The following is a 16,559-nucleotide window of genomic DNA, read 5'->3' on the forward strand; positions in this document are numbered from 1 at the left end:
CCGGGGTCAGGACAGGGTGGTGACAGCGCGCAGGGCCAGCCGGTACGAGTCGAGGCCGAAGCCGGCGATGGTGCCGGTGGCGACGGCGGCCACCACGCTGGTGTGCCGGAACTCCTCGCGGGCCGCGGGGTTGCTGATGTGGATCTCGATCAGCGGCGCGGTGCGCTGGGCGCAGGCGTCGCGCAGCGCGTACGAGTAGTGCGTGAAGGCCGCCGGGTTGAGCACCACCGGCGTCTTCGCGTCGGCGGCCTCGTGCAGCCAGCCGACCAGCTCGGCCTCGTCATCGGTCTGCCGGACCTCGACCGCGAGGCCGAGCTCGGCGCCGGTCTTCTCGCAGTCGGCGACCAGATCCGCGAACGTGGTCGCGCCGTACACGTCGGGCTCCCGCGATCCGAGCCGGCCGAGATTCGGCCCGTTCAGCACCAGTACACGTCGTCCGCCTGCTTCAGTCACCGTCGCAGTTTAGTGCCGTCCGCCGGGCGATCAGGACCGCCAGACCGTCCAGGATGCGATCGATGCCGAACTGCAGGGCATTGTCGCGGCCACCCCCGGCAAGCTCCTCGGCGAAGGCTGCGACGGTCGCGGGGTACTGATCGCCGGCCGCGCTCATCGTCTCGGCGAGCTGACTCGCGTACTCCGCGGAGGATCCGGCTGTGGAGGCGAGTTGCTGGACCAGGCTGCGGACGTGGCCGTTGAACAAGACGATACTGTCGAGCCGCTCGGAACCGGTCAGGCCCGTCCCGGCGAGGGTGACCAGCGCCGACTCCATCCATCCCAGCTCGTTCGGGCCGATGGGGCGTTGCCCGGTGGTCAGCTCGATCGCCCAGGGATGCGCGCTGTAGCGCTCGAAGATCGTCTCGGCCCACACCTGCAACCCCGCTCGCCAGTGCTCGGGCGCCGAGTCGCTCGGCGCGGGCGCAGTACCGATCGCGGCATCCAGCATCAGCGCGGTGAGCTCGGCCCGCCCCGGGACGTAGCGGTAGAGCGACATCTTGGTGAAGCCGAGCCGCTCGGCCAGCCGCTGCATCGACAGGCTGGCCAGCCCCTCGGCGTCGGCCAGCGCGTTCGCCTCGGTGACAATCCGGTCCAGCGACAAGGCGGGTTTCGGGCCGCGTTTGGGCCGCTGCTGGGTCCCCCAGAGCAGCTCGACGGTGGTGGGCGCCGGCATCGCGGATCCTCCTCGGAACTGGCTTGACCAAGAACTGTGTCTACCATACTCTAATTTGTGTCCGGTAGACACAGCTTCCGTTAGACGCAATTCCTGAGGAGACCTCATGCGCACCACCTCCGTTCTCATCTCCGGCGCGAGCATCGCCGGTCCCGCCCTCGCCTACTGGCTGGACCGGTACGGCTTCGACGTCACCGTGGTCGAGCGCGCCCCGGTACTCCGCGCCGGCGGTCAGGCCGTCGACTTCAAGGGCCTGACCCACTTCACTGTGCTGGACCGGATGGGCATCCTCGACGAGATCAAGCAACGGCGGACCGGGACCACCGACGCGGTGCTCGTCGACGAGGACGGCCGGCGCCTGGCCGTCATGTCCGGCGAGTTCACCGGCGGCGACGTGGAGATCCTGCGCGGCGATCTGGCCGAGATCATGTACCGGCGCACCGCCGGACGCTGCGAATACCTGTTCGGCGACTCGATCAGCGCGCTGACCGAGACCGCCGACGGGATCCAGGTCGAGTTCGAGCACGGCGAGGCACGCACCTTCGATCTCGTGTTCGGCGCCGACGGCATCCATTCCCGGGTCCGCGGACTCGTCTTCGGCCCGGAGCGGGAGTTCGTGAAGTTCCTGGGCCACTACTACTGCGTCGCCGGCGCCAGCCCGTGGAGCGAGAACGCGACCAAGGAGCGCATCACCGCGCACGGCCACAACGCTCCGGGCCGCTTCGCGGTCAGCGGTGGCGCGAAGGCGCAGCAGTTCTACGTCTTCGCCTCCCCCGAGCTCGACTACCCCCGAGACGACACGGCGGCTCAACGGCGCATCGTCCAGGAGGCGTACGCCGGGGTGAAATGGGAGTTGCCCCGGATGCTCGGCGAGCTGGCCGAGTTCGAGGACTTCTACCTCGACTCGCTCAGCAAGGTGGAGCTGAGCGAGTACACCCGAGGCCGCGTGGCGCTGGTCGGCGATTCGGCGTACGGGAACACCTTGGGTGGGTTCGGGACCGGGCTGGCTGTGGTCGGCGCCTACGTCCTGGCCGGCGAGCTGGCTCTTGCCGACGGCGACCACGTGGTGGCCTTCGCGCGGTACGAGGAGATCATGAAGCGCTATACCAAGAAGGCGGGCAACAGCAACGCGGGCCGCTTCATGGCCCCGAGGACCGCGCGCGGCATCAAGCTGCGCAACTGGTTCCTGGAGTCGCGGGCCTTCCGGCTGATGACGAAGTACGGGGACAAGGCAACCAATGACATCGACCTGCGCGACTACCCCACGCTGGTCTCCGCGCCGATCGCCGGGTGACCGGGTACGTTGGGCCGGTGGTGGACTCCGCGTGGACCGAGGACGAGCTGGCCAAGTTGCCGGCCTGGACTCTTGTGCAGGCGTACCACGCTGTCGCGCAGGGATTTCACGCCTTGTTCAGCGAACACCAGATGACCCCGATCCAGTTCGGGGTACTGGCTCAGCTCGCGGCGACACCTGGTCTGACCCAGGCCGAGCTGGCCCGGCGGGTGCTGATCCGCCCGCAGAGCATGAACGAGCTGATCACCTCGCTGGTCGACCGAGGGCTGCTGGTTCGAGAGGGCCCTGGCGGTAAAGGTCGACCGGTGCCGGTGTCACTGACCGATGATGGGCTCGCTGCGCTGAACCGGGCGGGCGAGGCGGTTCGGGCGTTCAACGATCCTGCTGCGTTGGGGATGACGGAAGCCGAGGCTGGGCAGTTCAACGAGTTGCTGCACCAGCTGATCCGGTCCAGGAGCCGGCCCGTCTGATCCTTGGGCGTGCATAAGTTCTGCCTTGGTCGACTCACAACCGGGGTACCTTGCAAGAATCAGGTTCCTGATTCTTGGAGTGATGGTCATGCGACGGTGGACGAGCTGGGTACTGCGGCTGCGGTGGCTCGTGGTGGTGGGCTGGGTGGCGGTCGCGGTGACCGGGGGCGTGCTGGCGCCGACGACGATCGACCGGCTGAGTTACGACTTCGGGTTGCCCGGCCAGCCGGCGTACGAAACGAACGAGCGGATCCTGGCCGAGTTCGGCAACGGCGGCGTGATCGATCCGCTGGCGGTGGTGCTGTCGGTGCCTGCGCCGGCGACTGTTGACGACCCGCAGGTCAAGGAGCAGTTCGGCGCGGCGTTGAAACGCCTGCCGGAGAAGGGGTGGCGGGTGGTCTCGCTGCTCGACTCCGAGGACGACCGGGCGCTGACCAGCGCGGATCGGCGTACGACGGTGGCGTTGGTGTATCCGCCGGTGTTACCCGGGCCTGCGGCGTACGAGGCTGCGCTTCCCCAGCTGACCTCGACGATGGCCGACGCGAAGGTTGCCGGTCAGCCGTTGCAGGTGACCGGCGTGGAGGCGCTGCGCGAAGGTGGCGGCGGGTCGGATCGGCCGATCATCGTCGAGATCGCCTTCGGCGCCGGCGGCGCGATCATCGTGCTGGCGCTGGTCTTCGGTTCGCTGCTGGCGATCTTGCCGCTGCTGATGGCCGCGACGGCGATCAGTACGACGTTCTTGCTGATCCTCGGCCTGTCCACGGCCACGGATGTCTCCTTCATCGTCCAGTACCTGGTCGGGCTGATCGGACTCGGCATCGCGATCGACTACGCCCTGCTGATCGTGATGCGCTGGCGCGAGGAACGCGCGGCGGGCACCGGCAACACCGAGGCAGTCATCACGGCGATGACCACGGCCGGTCGCGCGGTGCTGTTCAGCGGCGTGACGGTGGCCATCTCGCTGCTGGCTTTGGTGGTGGTGCCGGTGCCGTTCCTGCGCAGCGTCGGGTTCGGTGGGCTGCTGATCCCCCTGGTCAGCATTGCTGTCGCATTGACTCTGCTGCCGGTCATCCTTGCAACCGTCGGGCCGCGACTGGAGTGGCCGCACCGCAAACAGCACCAGGCCGACAGCCGGCTGTGGAGGCGCATCGGCAGCGTGGTCGTCCGGCACCGCGTCGTTGCGGCTTTGCTGGCCACGGCCGTACTCGCGGCGATGTTCGCACCTGCGCTGGGATTGCGGCTCGGCTCGCCGGAGCTGGCTGCGATCTCGGCAGGCAATGACCCGGCGGCCAAGGCCTACCGCACGGCGACCGATGCCGGTATCAGCGCCGGAGTGTTCCGGCCGGTCGAGCTTCTCACCAGCGACCCCGCTGCCCTGGCTGCCGTCGCGGGTATCGATGGCGTCGCTGCTGTGGTCACCCCGGCTGGCACCGGCTGGACGCAAGGTGAGCAGCGACTCGCGGCGGTACTGCTCACCGACGATGCCTCCACCTCGACCGGGCGCGACACGGTCGAGAAGATCCGTGAGGCCGTGCCCGAGAACACCGTGGGAGGTAGCGCCGCGGAGGACGCGGACTCGGTCACTGCGATCTACGGCGACGTCGGCTGGATCCTGCTGCTGGTGGTCGTGGTCACGATTCTCTTGCTGGCCAGGGCTTTGAGATCGATCTGGCTGCCGATCAAGGCGCTGGTCCAGAACGTCGTGTCGATCGGAGCGGCGTACGGGCTGACGGTGCTGATCTGGCAACACGGGTACGGCGCTCAAGCACTGTTCGGCGCCGAGGCGAGTGGAACGATCACCTTCTGGGTGCCCCTCGCCGCCTTCTCCTTCCTGTTCGGCCTGTCGATGGACTATGAGTTGTTCATCCTGTCCAGGATCAAGGAGGAACACGACGCCGGCCTCTCGACCGCGGACGCGACAGTGGCCGGGCTCAGCTACACCGGGCGGCTGGTTAGCTCGGCCGCACTGATCCTCTTCCTGGCCTTCGTCGCGTTGTCGACCGTGCCGGTGATCGACGTGAAGATCTTCGCCACCACGCTTGCCCTGGGCATCGTCCTCGACGCGACCATCGTCCGGAGCGTTCTCACGCCAGCTTTGGTCGCGTGGTTCGGCGACTTCAACTGGTGGTGGCCTTTCCGGCGCTCAGCTTCTAAATAGGCGTCTCAACGGCCGAGCAGGCGAGCGTAGGCCTGGATCGCTTCGGCGCGAGCCGTCCGGTACTGCGTATCAGCGCTGATCCCAGCGCTGACAACTCTCCAGTTGCGACGAGCCAGCACGTGCTGGGTGGAGATCAGATCAGCCGCCAAGAGTTCGGCCGCGAGCTTGCCACCCAGCACCTCGGTCAGCACCAGCGCAAGCGCCGCCTGATCAGCTGCAACAAACTGCTGCCGCCGCATGGCAAGCGCCGGGGTCTCGAAGATCAACCGATGAAAGGCCAGCACGGTCGGATCATCATTGAGACCGGTCACCGGATCCCGCCGCTTCAGCCCATCCACAAAGTGATCGCGCAGCGCAGTAACCGGGCCCTCCGACGATCCGTCCGAGCCGGTCGATCCGTCCGAGCCGGTCGAGCCGGTCGAGCCGGTCGAGCCGGTTGAGCCGGCTGAGCCGGTCGAAGCTTGGGTGCCGACCTGGGCTGCGGTGACCACCCGGGCCGCTTCGCCTGCATGGTCGGCGATCCGGTGCAGGGCGAGGTCCTGTTTGGTGGCGAAGTACTTGAAAAGCGTGGGCTTGGAGACCTCCGCAGCAGCCGCGATGTCCGCCACCGACACCTCGTCGAAGCCGCGCTTCAGGAACAGCTCGATCGCCGCCTGCGAGAGCGCATCGTGCGTCTGCTGCTTCTTGCGGTCCCGCAGTCCGGTCATCCGACCACGATAGCAAACTGTTAACCTGGACAAAGATTTAACCGAGTTAACTTTTTGAGGCTGGGTGGGCGATGCGGGGACTAGACCAGGAACGCGAGTACGCCGAGCGCTGCCGCGTCGCGCTGCAGGCGATGATCGCCGGAGCACGGGAGAACGTGGTCGTCGGCGAGGTGACCTGGGGAGACCGGTACACCGCCGAGCGCCTCGGGTACTACCTCCGGAGTCTCGCGCAGGAACTCGGCGACGAGGGCACAGGACCGCCATTCTTCGGCCTGATCGGCTACGGCACCGACGAGAGCGCCGGGGAGCATCGTGGGCAGACCTACTACCTGGGCCGGCGACACATCTCCGATGCCATCGGGCGACCGCCACTGGTGATCGACTGGCGAGCACCGGTCTCGACCTCCTTCTACCGAGCCAGCCCCACTGACCCCCGCGGCATCGAAACCCGCCGCCGCTTCGGCTGGTCCGCAGAAACACTGACCGCCTACGAAGACGAACACCTGAACCAGATAGATGGTGTGGAGACCGCTCTCGGCGGGATCCTGCGGGCAGAGATCGAGCGGCCTCGGGTGGGGCCGATGCGGGACATTGTGGCGACCATTCAGCCGGATCAGGATGAGCTGGTTCGGGCCGAGCTGGATGAATCGCTTTGTGTGCAAGGGGCTCCGGGGACCGGGAAGACGGCGGTCGGGCTGCATCGGGCGGCCTACTTGTTGTATGTGCACCGCGCTCGTCTGCAGCGCAACGGCGTACTGGTGCTCGGGCCCAATCGGGCGTTCCTGCAGTACATCTCGGCGGTGCTGCCGACGCTTGGTGAGGTGGATGTCGAGCAGACGACGATCGAGGAGTTGCTGGCCGGCGAGCGGTATCCGATCCGCAGTACGGACGAGCCGGCGGCGGCGCGGGTGAAGCACGACCCGCGGATGGCCGAGGTGCTTCGGAGAGCGCTCTATGAGCGGATCCGGCCGCCGGCCGAAGCGGTTGTCGTGCCGGACGGATCGTATCGGTGGCGGGTGAACCAGTACGAGTTCGAGCAGATGGTCGACGAGGCGCGGCGGGAGGTGACGGCGTACAACCTGGGGCGGGAGCGGGTGATCTCGCGGCTGGTTGCCGCGCTGCAGCGGCAGGCCGAGGCTCGTGGGCAGAACTGCAACGGCAACTGGCTGCGCAAGATGGGGCGTGCGGTGACGCCGGCTGTCGACGTGGTTTGGCCGACGGTGAAGGCCGATGAGTTGGTGGCGGGGCTGCTCGGCGATCGCGCGAGTCTGGCCGCGGCGGCCGACGGCCTTCTCGACGACGAGGAGCAGGAGGCGATCAGTTGGCAGCGCTCGAGGAACGACCGCTCATCCCACCAGCCGGCCGGCCGCGCTTCGTCGCTCGCGAGTCGCGGGTGGCGAGCGAAGAGCGCTCTCTGGACCGCGGCGGACGCAGTACTGCTGGACGAAGCGAGCGCTCTCCTGGAACGCGGCCAGGCGTTCGGGCACGTGATCATCGACGAAGCGCAGGATCTCTCCCCCATGCAGTGCCGCGCTATCGCCCGACGCAGCGAGCACGGCTCGATCACCGTGCTCGGCGACCTCGCGCAGGGCACGGCTCCGTGGGCGGCGCGGGATTGGCCGGAGCAGTTGGGGCATCTCGGCAAGCCGGACAGTCCGGTGATCGCTCTGACCACTGGCTATCGAGTTCCTGCCGTCGTGGTCGAGTTGGCGAATCGGCTGCTTGCTCGACTCGGTGTCGAGGTTCCTCCGACGAGATCGTTTCGGTCGGACGGGCGGCTCACCATTCGGCAGAGCGACAACCTTGGTACCGCCTGCAGCGACGCGGTCCGGGCCGCGTTGAAGGAAGAAGGATCGATCGGCGTGATCGCAGCCGACGAGGCGATCGACGAACTGCGCAGCGCGCTGTGGCTGGACGGCATCGAGACGACCGAGGTCAACGGCGGCAGTGAAGGCAGAGGCAGCAGCAGCGACGACGGGGGCGAGCACGGCGGCGGCAGCGGCGATGGCATGCACGGCGAAGACGGCGACGGAGGCGGGGGCCGTGGCGGGGGCGGGGGCGGTGGCCGGGTTGTCGTCGTACCGGCTTCGCTGGCCAAGGGGCTGGAGTATGACCATGTGATCGTGGTTGAGCCTGCTGCGATTGTCGAAGCCGAGGAGCGTGGACTGAACCGGCTCTATGTTGTGCTGACGAGAGCGGTCTCTCGGCTGGACGTGATTCACCGCCGCGCTCTGCCGCCGGAGCTGAACGGAACCGGCAGCTGACGTCCGGACTCTTCCCGGGTATGAGCACACGAACAGCAACGCTGGGGGTGCCGCAGGTGGGAACGGAAGTCAGACAGGCGCAACTGGCCGGCAGTGATCGCGAGGTCTGGGATCGGCTCGGTACCGGTGACGAGTCGGCGCTGACCGAGCTGTTCCATCGCCACAGCGACGCCGTCTACAACTTCGCCTTCCGCCGTACCTCGTCCTGGTCGGCCGCCGAGGACGTCGTGCAAGCGACCTTCCTGGCCCTGTGGCGGCGAGCCCGGGACCGCCGGATCGACGCACTGACGCTGGAGTCGGCGCGCCCGCTGCTGCTGGTGATGGCCGGGCACGAGTGCGGCAACGTACTGCGGGCCTTCCGGCGGCAGACCGCGTTGCGGGACCGGATCGAGCTGATCGACCAGACCGGGCACGTCCCCGACCACTCGGCCGGTGCCGCCGCCCGGGTCGACGACGAGCGGGCGATGAGCGACCTCCGCCGGATCCTCGAGCGGATCCCGGCCAAGCAGCGCGAGGTGGTCGAGCTGGTGGTCTGGTCCGAGTGCTCGATGGCCGATGCCGCGCGGGCGCTCGGCATCCCCGAAGGCACAGTCAAATCCCGGCTGGCCCGGGCGCGGACCACGCTGGTCGGCCTCATTGATCTAGGTGACACGGAGGGACTCGCATGACCAAGCAGCTTCCGGCGGAGCGACCGCTCCCCCACAAGCAGGAGATCCTCGAGCGGATCCTCGCCGACGAGGTCCGACCGACTCACCGCAGGCCCTGGCTGGTACCGGCTGCCGCGGCCGCGTCGATCGCGGTGATCGCGGGCGGTCTCGTCTTCGCCACCTCGGGCGGGGACCGCGAGCCCGCACCGGGTCCGGCGTCCGGACCGGTCCAGACGAAATCCGGTACTCCGAAGCCCAAGCCGGCCGCGGGTCCCGCTGACATCCGGATCAACGTGGGTCCGCTCAGCGCCAAAGAGGCAAAGGCGCTGGCAGAGGCCTGCGTCAATCAGGATCCGGCCGATCCTGGGGAGGTGGGTCAGATCAGCCACGCGTTCAAGGTGCGGGGCTGGGGTCGCCCGGGGCAGACCGAGAACACCGTGCTCGCACTGGACAAGTCCTCGGGCCTGCTTCTTGGGTGTGTCGGACTCCCGACCACCAAGACTGCCGCCGGTGACGTGACGAGCGGCGTCACTGCCGGCCTGGTCGGCGGTGACGCGGTCGAGGCGCGCAAGCGGAAGTCGGTGATCAACCCGACCGATGCGACGCACCCGGCCGTGCCCACAGACTCCGGAGGCGGCTACTACTTCGTCGACTTCGACAAACTGCCGGACAAGCTGGCGACCGAGGCCTGGTACCGGGTGGACGAGCGGGTCGGCAGCATGCGTCAACGCTGGGTGATCCGGGGGAAGGTCGGACCGTGGTACGTCGGTGACGCTGTCGACGGCGCTGTGTTCCTGCGGTCCTGGGACGAGTCGACGGCGCTCCGTCACGACGAGAAGGTCCGGCTGGAGACCCAGGTCCTCGACCACGACGGCAAACTGCTGGACGCGCCGGCCAACCAGAAGGGCGGTGGCGGGTTGACTCCTAGCCCTGGCACCACCCGGGTCGACATCGGCACGGTGGTCGGCCGCGAGGACCCGAGGCTGCCGTTCGGCCTCGTCTTCCCCAACCGCTGAGACACACCGCACCCGGCCCACGGGCTCGTGACGCTGCGCGTCACCTCGCGATCAGATGAGATGCAGGCGCGCAGCAGATCGTGTCTCAGCGCGACCGAGGTGGCGGCTGAGCTGCCGGTGTCCAGTCAGGAATACCCGGACGGTAGAAGGCTTGCCGCAGCTCGGCGCCCACCGCGAACGAAGAAGCGGCCACGCGCGGGTGGGAGCGCCCGGACCTGGGAGCCACGCAGAGTGCGCGGGCGCGCCGGGCGCGCCGGGCGCGCGAGCGGGAGCACCCGGAGCTGGGAGCGACGCAGAGTGCGCGGGCGCGCGGGCGGGAGCACCCGGAGCTGGGAGCGTCACAGCGTGCGCGGCCACGCGCGGGTGGGAGCGCCCGGAGCTGGGAGCCACGCAAAGCGCGCGGCCACGCGCGGGTGGGAGCACCCGGAGCTGGGAGCCACGCAGAGTGCGCGGGCGCGCGCGGCCGTGCGCGCTGATGACAAGGGCGTCGAGACGCCGCCGAGTCGTCTGGTCCGGCCGCGAGCCCCAGAGCAGCCTCGGCGCCGGTCCGCGGCCCACTCCGTGTAGGCGGCAGGCGGCAGGCGGCAGGCGGCAGGCGGCAGGCGGCAGGCGGCAGGCGGCAGGCGGCAGGCGGCGAAAGTACCTGAGTCAGCTGGACTCGGGAGCGGGGTCAGCTGATTTCTGCGTAGGCGGCGATCAGGAGGCTGGGGTCGGGGGCTTCGAGGATCGTGGGTTTGGCGAGGGCGTCCAGGATGACGAAGCGGAGGCGGTCGGCTCTGGTTTTCTTGTCGAGCTTCATCGCGTCCTGCAGGTGCGGCCAGGCGTCGGCGCGGTACTGCACCGGCAGGCCCAGCGACTCCAGTACTGCGCGGTGCCGGTCGGCGGTCGCGTCGTCGAGTTTGCCGGCGGCGCGGGCGAGTTCGGCGACGAAGACCATGCCGATGCTGATCGCGGCGCCGTGGCGCCACTTGTAGCGTTCGACTCGCTCGATCGCGTGGCCGAGGGTGTGGCCGTAGTTCAGTGCCTCGCGCCCGATCTGGCCGCCTGCGGTGGTGGTCTTCTCGCGCAGGTCGGCGCCGACGCTGTCTGCCTTGACCTGGATCGAGCGGGCGATCAGTTCCTCGGTGTGCTTGTACGCCGGTGACGACGCGCCCTCTGGGTCGGCTTCGACCAGTTCGAGGATCGCCGGGTCGGCGATGAAGCCGCACTTCACCACCTCGGCGAGACCGCTGACGTAGTCGTTGCGGGGCAGCGAGTCCAGGGCTGCCAGGTCGCACAGCACGCCGGCCGGCTCCCAGAACGCGCCGACCAGGTTCTTGCCTTCGGCGGTGTTGATCCCGGTCTTGCCGCCGACGGCCGCGTCGACCATGCCGAGCAGCGTTGTCGGGATGTGGACGACCTTGACGCCGCGCAGCCAGGTCGCGGCGACGAAGCCGGCCAGGTCGGTCGTCGTCCCGCCGCCGATCGACACGATCGCGTCGGATCGGGTGAATCCCGCCTGCCCGAGGACCGACCAGCAGTACGCCAGTACTTCGGCGGACTTGGCTTCTTCGGCGTCCGGGATCTCGATCGCGTGCGCGGTGTACCCGCCGGCGACCAGGTCGTCGCGGATCGCGTCGCCGCTGGTCCGCAGGGCTCGCGGATGGATGACGGCGACCCGGCGGACGTCGTCGCTCAGCAGGGCGGGCAGTTCGCCGAGGAGATTGTTGCCGATGACAACGTCGTACGGCGCGGCCGCGGCAACGCGGATGCGGCGGGCGCCGTCGAGCGCCGCGCCGGCCGGCTCGGCCGACCGATCGGCGGTAGACGGCACGCCCAGCGCTGGCGCGCCGGGAGTCGACGCGCCGGTGGACGGCGCGCAGGGAGGCTGGTTCGTCATCCGAGGTGCTCCACGATCTCGGCTGCGATCTCCTGGGGGGTCCGGCCGTCGGTGATCACCGTGTGTTTGGCGACCTCGGTGTACAGCGGGCGGCGGGCGTCCATCAGGTTCTTCAGTTGGGTGCGCACGTTGCCGAGCAGCAGCGGTCGGGCTACTCCCAGGCCGACTCGTTTGGAGGCCTCGCCGACCGAGACGTCTAGGTAGACGACGTTGTGGCCGGCCAGGTCCGCCCGGGTGTCTGGGTCCATGATTGCGCCGCCGCCGAGGGAGAGTACGACGTCGTTGGTGGCCAGTGCTGCCACGATCGCGGCTCGCTCCAGGGCGCGGAAGGCGGGCTCGCCAGCGTCGACGAAGATGTCGGAGATCGGCTTGCCTGCGGTGTTCTCGACGTCGGTGTCGGTGTCGCGGTGTTGCTTGCCGAGCTTGGCGGCGAGCAGCTTGGCGATCGTCGACTTGCCCGAGCCGGGCGGGCCGACCAGAACAACAACCGGTCCGACCGAGCCAGCGGCCGCAGCACCATCAGGCCGAGCGTCCGCCTGCATGTCGCTCACTCGCCGCTCCACTCGCGCGGGGTGATCGTGCTCGGCAGGTTCGCCAGGTAGCTCTTGTGGTTGCGCGACGTCTCGGCCACCGAGTCGCCGCCGAACTTCTCGATCGACACGTCGGCCAGCACCAGCGCGACCATCGCCTCGGCGACGATCCCCGCGGCCGGCACCGCACAGACGTCCGACCGCTGGTGGTGCGCCGCGGCGGCTTCGCCGGTCACCGTGTCGATCGTGCGCAGCGCCCGCGGCACGGTCGCGATCGGCTTCATCGCGGCCCGCACGCGCAGCGTCTCGCCGGTGCTCATGCCGCCTTCGGTGCCACCCGAGCGACCGCTGGTACGGCGTACTTCACCGTTCTCAGCGACGATCTCGTCGTGTGCCTTCGATCCCGGCGTCCGGGCCAGCTCGAAGCCGTCACCCAGCTCGACGCCCTTGATCGCCTGGATGCCCATCAGCGCGCCGGCCAGCTTGGAGTCCAGCCGGCGGTCCCAGTGCACGTAGCTGCCGAGGCCCGGCGGCAGGCCGTCGACGATCACCTCGACGACGCCGCCGAGGGTGTCACCGGCCTTCTGCGCCTGGTCGATCTCGGCGACCATCAGCTTGCTCGCGTCGGCGTCCAGGCAGCGGACCGGGTCCTCGTCCAACCGGGCGACGTCCTCGATCGACGGGATCACGCCGTACGGCGCCTTGACGGTGCCGAGCTCGACGACATGGCTGACGATCGTCACGCCGTACGCCTGCTGCAGGAACCTGGCCGCGACCTCACCGAGGGCGACCCGGGCCGCGGTCTCGCGCGCACTCGCCCGCTCGAGCACCGGACGGGCCTCGTCGAAGCCGTACTTCTGCATCCCCGCGAGATCGGCATGGCCGGGCCGCGGGCGAGTCAGGGGCGCGTTCCGGGCGAGGTCGGCCAGCACCTCGGGGTCGACGGGGTCGGCGGACATCACCTGCTCCCACTTCGGCCACTCGGTGTTGCCGACCTGGATGGCGGCGGGGCTGCCGAGTGACAGCCCGTGCCGGAATCCGCCCAGGAAGGTCACCTCGTCCCGCTCGAACTTCATCCGGGCGCCACGGCCGTAGCCGAGACGACGACGAGCCAAGGCGTCGGCCACATCATCCGTGGTGACCTGGACGCCTGCGGGGAGACCTTCGAGTACGGCGACGAGCGCTTGTCCGTGCGACTCGCCGGCGGTGAGCCAGCGCAGCATGCCGCAATCCTCCCATGCCGCCGCGGCCGGGCCGGAGGCAGTCTCGCCATCCGTCGACGGTCAGCAGGTGGTGGCGCGGTCCGGGTCCAGCGCGCTGCGGACCGACAGCGCCACGTCGAGGGCGCGGGCCACCGGGTTCTCGTGGCAGGTGCTGTCGTCCTGTGGTACGGCGGCAGCGGCACCCGCAGCCGCGGCGCCACCCAGGACGAGGGTGGCCAGGCCGGCGGCTGCCGCCCGGGCGACGTTGCGGCGCAGCTTGGTGGTCATTGGGTCCTCCCCATGGTCCGGATCTCGTTAAGTACGAAGCTATGTGCCGGCGGAGGGGAACGAACTGGCCCTGGGTCCCGTCTTCAGGTAGTGCTAGCGCTACCCCAGGACTAGGCAACTGCTACCACGGGACTACACGACACCAGGGAGACACCGATGACACGAGCCGAGCACGAGGCCTACCGGGCACGGGTCCGCGGGTGTCTGCTGGGTGGCGCGATCGGCGATGCGCTGGGTGGTCCCGTCGAATTCACCGACGGTCAGGCGATCGTTGCCGCGCACCCCGATCGGGTCCGGACGTTCGTTGCCGGCGGCCCCGGCTGGCCGGCCGGCACGATCACCGACGACACCCAGATGACCCTGTTCACCGTCGAAGGGCTGATCCGGGCCGGCGTCCGGACCGACCGAGGCATCGGGTTCACCGTCGCAGTCGTCCACCATGCCTACGACCGCTGGCTGGACACCCAGTTGCTACCCGGGCCGAGCGGCCAGCGCGACGGCTGGCTGCAGGGCGAGCAATGGCTGTACGTACGGCGTGCGCCCGGCAACACCTGCCTGTCGGCCCTGACCACCGCCCGCAGTGGCGGCGACAAGATCTCGCAGTTCGGCGCGCAAGCCGACAACGACTCCAAGGGATGCGGCGGCGTGATGCGAGTCGCGCCCTTCGGCCTGCTCCCCAAGATGAGCACCGAGTGGGCGTTCCAGTCCGCCGCCGAAGCAGCCGGCTACACGCACGGCCACGTCACCGGCAAGCTCGCCTCCGGCGCACTGGCCGCGATCATCAACGAGCTCAACCAAGGCGCCGACCTCACTACGGCCCTCGACAAGACCCAAGCCCTCCTCGCCACCCAACGAGGCCACGAAGAAACCAGTACTGCGCTCGCCAAAGCGCGCGAACTCGCAGCCGGCGACCTCGGCCGCGGACCGGTCACGGTCGAGCTGCTCGGCGGCGGCTGGATCGCCGAGGAGGCGCTCGCCATCGGCGTGTACTGCGCCCTGGCCTATCCCGAGCCCGACGAGTTCCTCGACGCACTGGCCCTCGCCGTCACGCACTCCGGCGACAGCGACTCCACCGGGGCGATCTGCGGCAACCTCCTCGGCGCGCTGCACGGCGAGACCGCTCTCCCCGCGGCGCTCGTGTTCGGCGTCGAAGGCCGGGGAGCCATCCTGCAACTGGCCGACGACTTCGTCCTCGAGTTCACCCAGAACAACCAGCTGCACGGCGACTACGGCCCGCAGACCGGCTGGACCGAGCGCTACCCAGGCTGGTGAATAGGCCGGGACGTCCGGCCCGTCCCCGAGGATCAGGCCCGGCGTCCCGGCCGGTTCGTGGTCGGCCGTCAGGCCGGTTCGATCGAAAGCTTGTGCCGGAACACATTACGCGGATCCCAGGTCGTCTTGACCTGTTGCAGCCCCGCGTAGTTGCCCTGGTAGTACAGGGCGCTCCACGGCACCCCGGACTTGTTGTACTGCGGATCAGCGAGATCCACGTCCGGGTAGTTGATGTACGACCCGGCATTGGTCGCGTTCGGCACCGGTACGCCGCCAGTCTCGGCGTACAGCTCGGAGTACAGCTTGCGCGCCCAGCCGATCTGCGCGTCGTCCTGCGCCGGGTCCTCCCAGCTCGCGGTCAGCACCATCTTGGCCACCACGTCGCGCTGCACGGTCGCGGTCGCGTTCGCCGGCACGGTGTTGACCTTGCCGCCGTACGGGATCAGCAGCACCGACGACCCCGGCGTGACCGGCGACCCGGGATCGCTGAGGTTGCCGTGCAGCAGCTTCAGTTGCGCGTCGGAGTACCCCTTGCGTAGGTAGCCCGCCTTGAACTTGCCCCGGGTCGGCGCGACGTCCTCGGCGATCGAGCGCTGCATCGTCAGGTGCAGGAACGGTCCTTCGGGGACGTCGATCCCCTGCGGCGCCGGGTCGCTCACCCCCGCGACCATCGCCGCGTTGAACGCCTTCAGCAGCCCGGCGGCGTTCGGCACCGACGCGTCGAGCTGGGTGGAGAGCAGGAAGTTCCCCGCCGCGATCGGCGTCAGGATGAAGGGACTGTAGAGCGTCGCGTACGGCGAGTCCGCGGTGTTGTTGGCCTCGAAGAAGTCGAACCAGTTCCGCAGCGTCCGCACGAAGCCGGCCTGGGTGACCGTCTTCCAGTCGTAGACCAGGATGCTGGACAGCAGCGCAGCAGGTGCCTTGGGCAACAAACGCGAGGGGTCCGTGCCGCGGGCGCCGACGCTGCGCATCAGATAGCGGATCACCACCCCGAAGTTGCCACCACCGCCGCCGGTGTGGGCCCACCAGAGATCCTTGTACTGGTTGTCCCTGGTCGCGACCACCGCGCGAGCCCGGCCGCGCGCGTCCACGACCACCACCTCCACGCCGTACAGGTGATCGACGACGGAGCCGTGCTTGCGCGACAGCGGGCCGTATCCGCCGCCACTGAAGTGGCCGCCGACTCCGACCCCGAGGCAGCCGCCGCCAGGAACGGTGACGCCCCAGCCGTAGAAGAGTGCCTTGTAGACGGTCTCGAGCGTCGCGCCGGCCCCGATCGAGAAGGCGTTGTAGCGCTCGTCGAAGGTGACCTCGTCGTACTGCGACATGTCGAGCAGCACCTCGACCTCGCTGTTGTCGACGAAGTCCTCGAAACAGTGCCCGCCACCGCGGACCGCGATCCGCTTGTTCGCCCGGACCGCTTCCTGCACAGCCTGGACGGCGTCGTCGCCGGACCGGATCACCCGCGCGTACTCGGGCCGGGCGACGAAGCGGCGGTTCGTGCCCCGCTGCACCAGATCCTGGTAGCGGGCATCGGTCGGGCGGATCTTGCCGCTGCTCTTTCCACCCACAACGGTGGCGGCAGCGGTGGTCGGGATGCTGAGGGCGGCGCCGGCGGCGATACCTCCGGACAACAGGCCCCTACGGCTGACTGGTGGCATGCC

General features: G+C 69.1%; 15 protein-coding genes. 7 read left to right on the forward strand and 8 right to left on the reverse strand.

The window, feature by feature from the left end; translation table 11 throughout:
* Positions 1-6 precede the first annotated feature (6 nt).
* Together aroQ and AB0P21_RS26435 are read right to left on the reverse strand one after the other, a co-directional pair.
* Positions 7-453, reverse strand: coding sequence for a type II 3-dehydroquinate dehydratase (aroQ, locus tag AB0P21_RS26430; RefSeq protein ID WP_363699872.1), 447 nt, complete (start codon positions 451-453; stop codon positions 7-9).
* Positions 446-1,168 (reverse strand): TetR/AcrR family transcriptional regulator, encoded by a 723-nt coding sequence (locus tag AB0P21_RS26435; protein WP_363699873.1) that lies wholly within the window; start codon positions 1,166-1,168, stop codon positions 446-448. Before AB0P21_RS26435 ends, aroQ begins: the two co-directional genes overlap by 8 nt.
* Before the next feature lie 106 nt (positions 1,169-1,274).
* On the opposite strand from AB0P21_RS26435, the gene AB0P21_RS26440 reads away from it, so the two are divergent.
* The 3 genes from AB0P21_RS26440 to AB0P21_RS26450 all read left to right on the forward strand — a co-directional run bounded on the left by AB0P21_RS26440 (position 1,275) and on the right by AB0P21_RS26450 (position 5,090).
* Positions 1,275-2,462, forward strand: coding sequence for an FAD-dependent monooxygenase (locus tag AB0P21_RS26440; protein ID WP_363699874.1), 1,188 nt, complete (start codon positions 1,275-1,277; stop codon positions 2,460-2,462).
* Positions 2,463-2,479: 17 nt separating this feature from the next.
* Positions 2,480-2,932 carry a MarR family winged helix-turn-helix transcriptional regulator gene (locus AB0P21_RS26445; RefSeq protein ID WP_363699875.1) on the forward strand — a complete coding sequence of 151 codons (453 nt, stop codon included), beginning with the start codon at positions 2,480-2,482 and terminating at the stop codon, positions 2,930-2,932.
* 88 nt (positions 2,933-3,020) lie between these two features.
* Complete coding sequence (locus AB0P21_RS26450) at positions 3,021-5,090, forward strand: MMPL family transporter (protein ID WP_363699876.1); 2,070 nt, start codon at positions 3,021-3,023, stop codon at positions 5,088-5,090.
* A 5-nt stretch (positions 5,091-5,095) separates the two neighbouring features.
* Here AB0P21_RS26450 and AB0P21_RS26455 read toward each other — a convergent pair whose 3' ends face one another.
* Positions 5,096-5,797, reverse strand: coding sequence for a helix-turn-helix domain-containing protein (locus AB0P21_RS26455; protein WP_363699877.1), 702 nt, complete (start codon positions 5,795-5,797; stop codon positions 5,096-5,098).
* A 71-nt stretch (positions 5,798-5,868) separates the two neighbouring features.
* On the opposite strand from AB0P21_RS26455, the gene AB0P21_RS26460 reads away from it, so the two are divergent.
* Genes AB0P21_RS26460 through AB0P21_RS26470 form a run of 3 tightly spaced genes read left to right on the forward strand, consistent with a single transcriptional unit; the run spans position 5,869 to position 9,724 of the window.
* The gene (locus AB0P21_RS26460) at positions 5,869-8,061 is read left to right on the forward strand and encodes an AAA family ATPase (RefSeq protein ID WP_363699878.1); all 2,193 of its coding nucleotides are present in this window, start codon (positions 5,869-5,871) and stop codon (positions 8,059-8,061) included.
* A gap of 56 nt (positions 8,062-8,117) precedes the next feature.
* The gene (locus AB0P21_RS26465; RefSeq protein ID WP_363699879.1) at positions 8,118-8,729 is read left to right on the forward strand and encodes an RNA polymerase sigma factor; all 612 of its coding nucleotides are present in this window, start codon (positions 8,118-8,120) and stop codon (positions 8,727-8,729) included.
* Positions 8,726-9,724: a hypothetical protein gene (locus AB0P21_RS26470; RefSeq protein ID WP_363699880.1), complete on the forward strand. Its 999-nt coding sequence runs from the start codon at positions 8,726-8,728 to the stop codon at positions 9,722-9,724. Before AB0P21_RS26465 ends, AB0P21_RS26470 begins: the two co-directional genes overlap by 4 nt.
* 670 nt (positions 9,725-10,394) lie before the next feature.
* Here AB0P21_RS26470 and aroB read toward each other — a convergent pair.
* The 4 genes from aroB to AB0P21_RS26490 are packed head-to-tail and all read right to left on the reverse strand — an operon-like array spanning position 10,395 to position 13,623.
* Entirely contained in the window at positions 10,395-11,603 is a 1,209-nt protein-coding gene (gene aroB, locus AB0P21_RS26475; protein ID WP_363699881.1) for a 3-dehydroquinate synthase, read from the reverse strand.
* The gene (locus AB0P21_RS26480; RefSeq protein ID WP_363700228.1) at positions 11,600-12,145 is read right to left on the reverse strand and encodes a shikimate kinase; all 546 of its coding nucleotides are present in this window, start codon (positions 12,143-12,145) and stop codon (positions 11,600-11,602) included. Before AB0P21_RS26480 ends, aroB begins: the two co-directional genes overlap by 4 nt.
* Before the next feature lie 5 nt (positions 12,146-12,150).
* Positions 12,151-13,356, reverse strand: coding sequence for a chorismate synthase (gene aroC, locus AB0P21_RS26485; RefSeq protein WP_363699882.1), 1,206 nt, complete (start codon positions 13,354-13,356; stop codon positions 12,151-12,153).
* Positions 13,357-13,416: 60 nt separating this feature from the next.
* Positions 13,417-13,623, reverse strand: a complete 207-nt coding sequence (locus AB0P21_RS26490) for a hypothetical protein (protein ID WP_363699883.1) — start codon at positions 13,621-13,623, stop codon at positions 13,417-13,419.
* 156 nt (positions 13,624-13,779) lie between these two features.
* On the opposite strand from AB0P21_RS26490, the gene AB0P21_RS26495 reads away from it, so the two are divergent.
* Positions 13,780-14,895 carry an ADP-ribosylglycohydrolase family protein gene (locus AB0P21_RS26495; protein ID WP_363699884.1) on the forward strand — a complete coding sequence of 372 codons (1,116 nt, stop codon included), beginning with the start codon at positions 13,780-13,782 and terminating at the stop codon, positions 14,893-14,895.
* Between the two features lie 68 nt (positions 14,896-14,963).
* Here AB0P21_RS26495 and AB0P21_RS26500 read toward each other — a convergent pair whose 3' ends face one another.
* Positions 14,964-16,556 (reverse strand): FAD-binding protein, encoded by a 1,593-nt coding sequence (locus AB0P21_RS26500; RefSeq protein WP_363699885.1) that lies wholly within the window; start codon positions 16,554-16,556, stop codon positions 14,964-14,966.
* Positions 16,557-16,559 lie beyond the last annotated feature (3 nt).

The organism is Kribbella sp. NPDC056861, from assembly GCF_040687575.1.
Classification (GTDB): Bacteria; Actinomycetota; Actinomycetes; order Propionibacteriales; family Kribbellaceae; genus Kribbella.

What these genes read in the sequence shown, in the direction of transcription:
- AB0P21_RS26500 (WP_363699885.1), bottom strand. Translation starts at nt 16,556, where the DNA reads ATGCCACCAGTCAGCCGTAGGGGCCTGTTGTCCGGAGGTATCGCCGCC.
- aroC (WP_363699882.1), bottom strand. Translation starts at nt 13,356, where the DNA reads ATGCTGCGCTGGCTCACCGCCGGCGAGTCGCACGGACAAGCGCTCGTC.
- aroB (WP_363699881.1), bottom strand. Translation starts at nt 11,603, where the DNA reads ATGACGAACCAGCCTCCCTGCGCGCCGTCCACCGGCGCGTCGACTCCC.
- AB0P21_RS26490 (WP_363699883.1), bottom strand. Translation starts at nt 13,623, where the DNA reads ATGACCACCAAGCTGCGCCGCAACGTCGCCCGGGCGGCAGCCGCCGGC.
- AB0P21_RS26480 (WP_363700228.1), bottom strand. Translation starts at nt 12,145, where the DNA reads ATGCAGGCGGACGCTCGGCCTGATGGTGCTGCGGCCGCTGGCTCGGTC.
- AB0P21_RS26495 (WP_363699884.1), top strand. Translation starts at nt 13,780, where the DNA reads ATGACACGAGCCGAGCACGAGGCCTACCGGGCACGGGTCCGCGGGTGT.
- AB0P21_RS26435 (WP_363699873.1), bottom strand. Translation starts at nt 1,168, where the DNA reads ATGCCGGCGCCCACCACCGTCGAGCTGCTCTGGGGGACCCAGCAGCGG.
- AB0P21_RS26460 (WP_363699878.1), top strand. Translation starts at nt 5,869, where the DNA reads ATGCGGGGACTAGACCAGGAACGCGAGTACGCCGAGCGCTGCCGCGTC.
- AB0P21_RS26450 (WP_363699876.1), top strand. Translation starts at nt 3,021, where the DNA reads ATGCGACGGTGGACGAGCTGGGTACTGCGGCTGCGGTGGCTCGTGGTG.
- AB0P21_RS26470 (WP_363699880.1), top strand. Translation starts at nt 8,726, where the DNA reads ATGACCAAGCAGCTTCCGGCGGAGCGACCGCTCCCCCACAAGCAGGAG.
- AB0P21_RS26455 (WP_363699877.1), bottom strand. Translation starts at nt 5,797, where the DNA reads ATGACCGGACTGCGGGACCGCAAGAAGCAGCAGACGCACGATGCGCTC.
- AB0P21_RS26440 (WP_363699874.1), top strand. Translation starts at nt 1,275, where the DNA reads ATGCGCACCACCTCCGTTCTCATCTCCGGCGCGAGCATCGCCGGTCCC.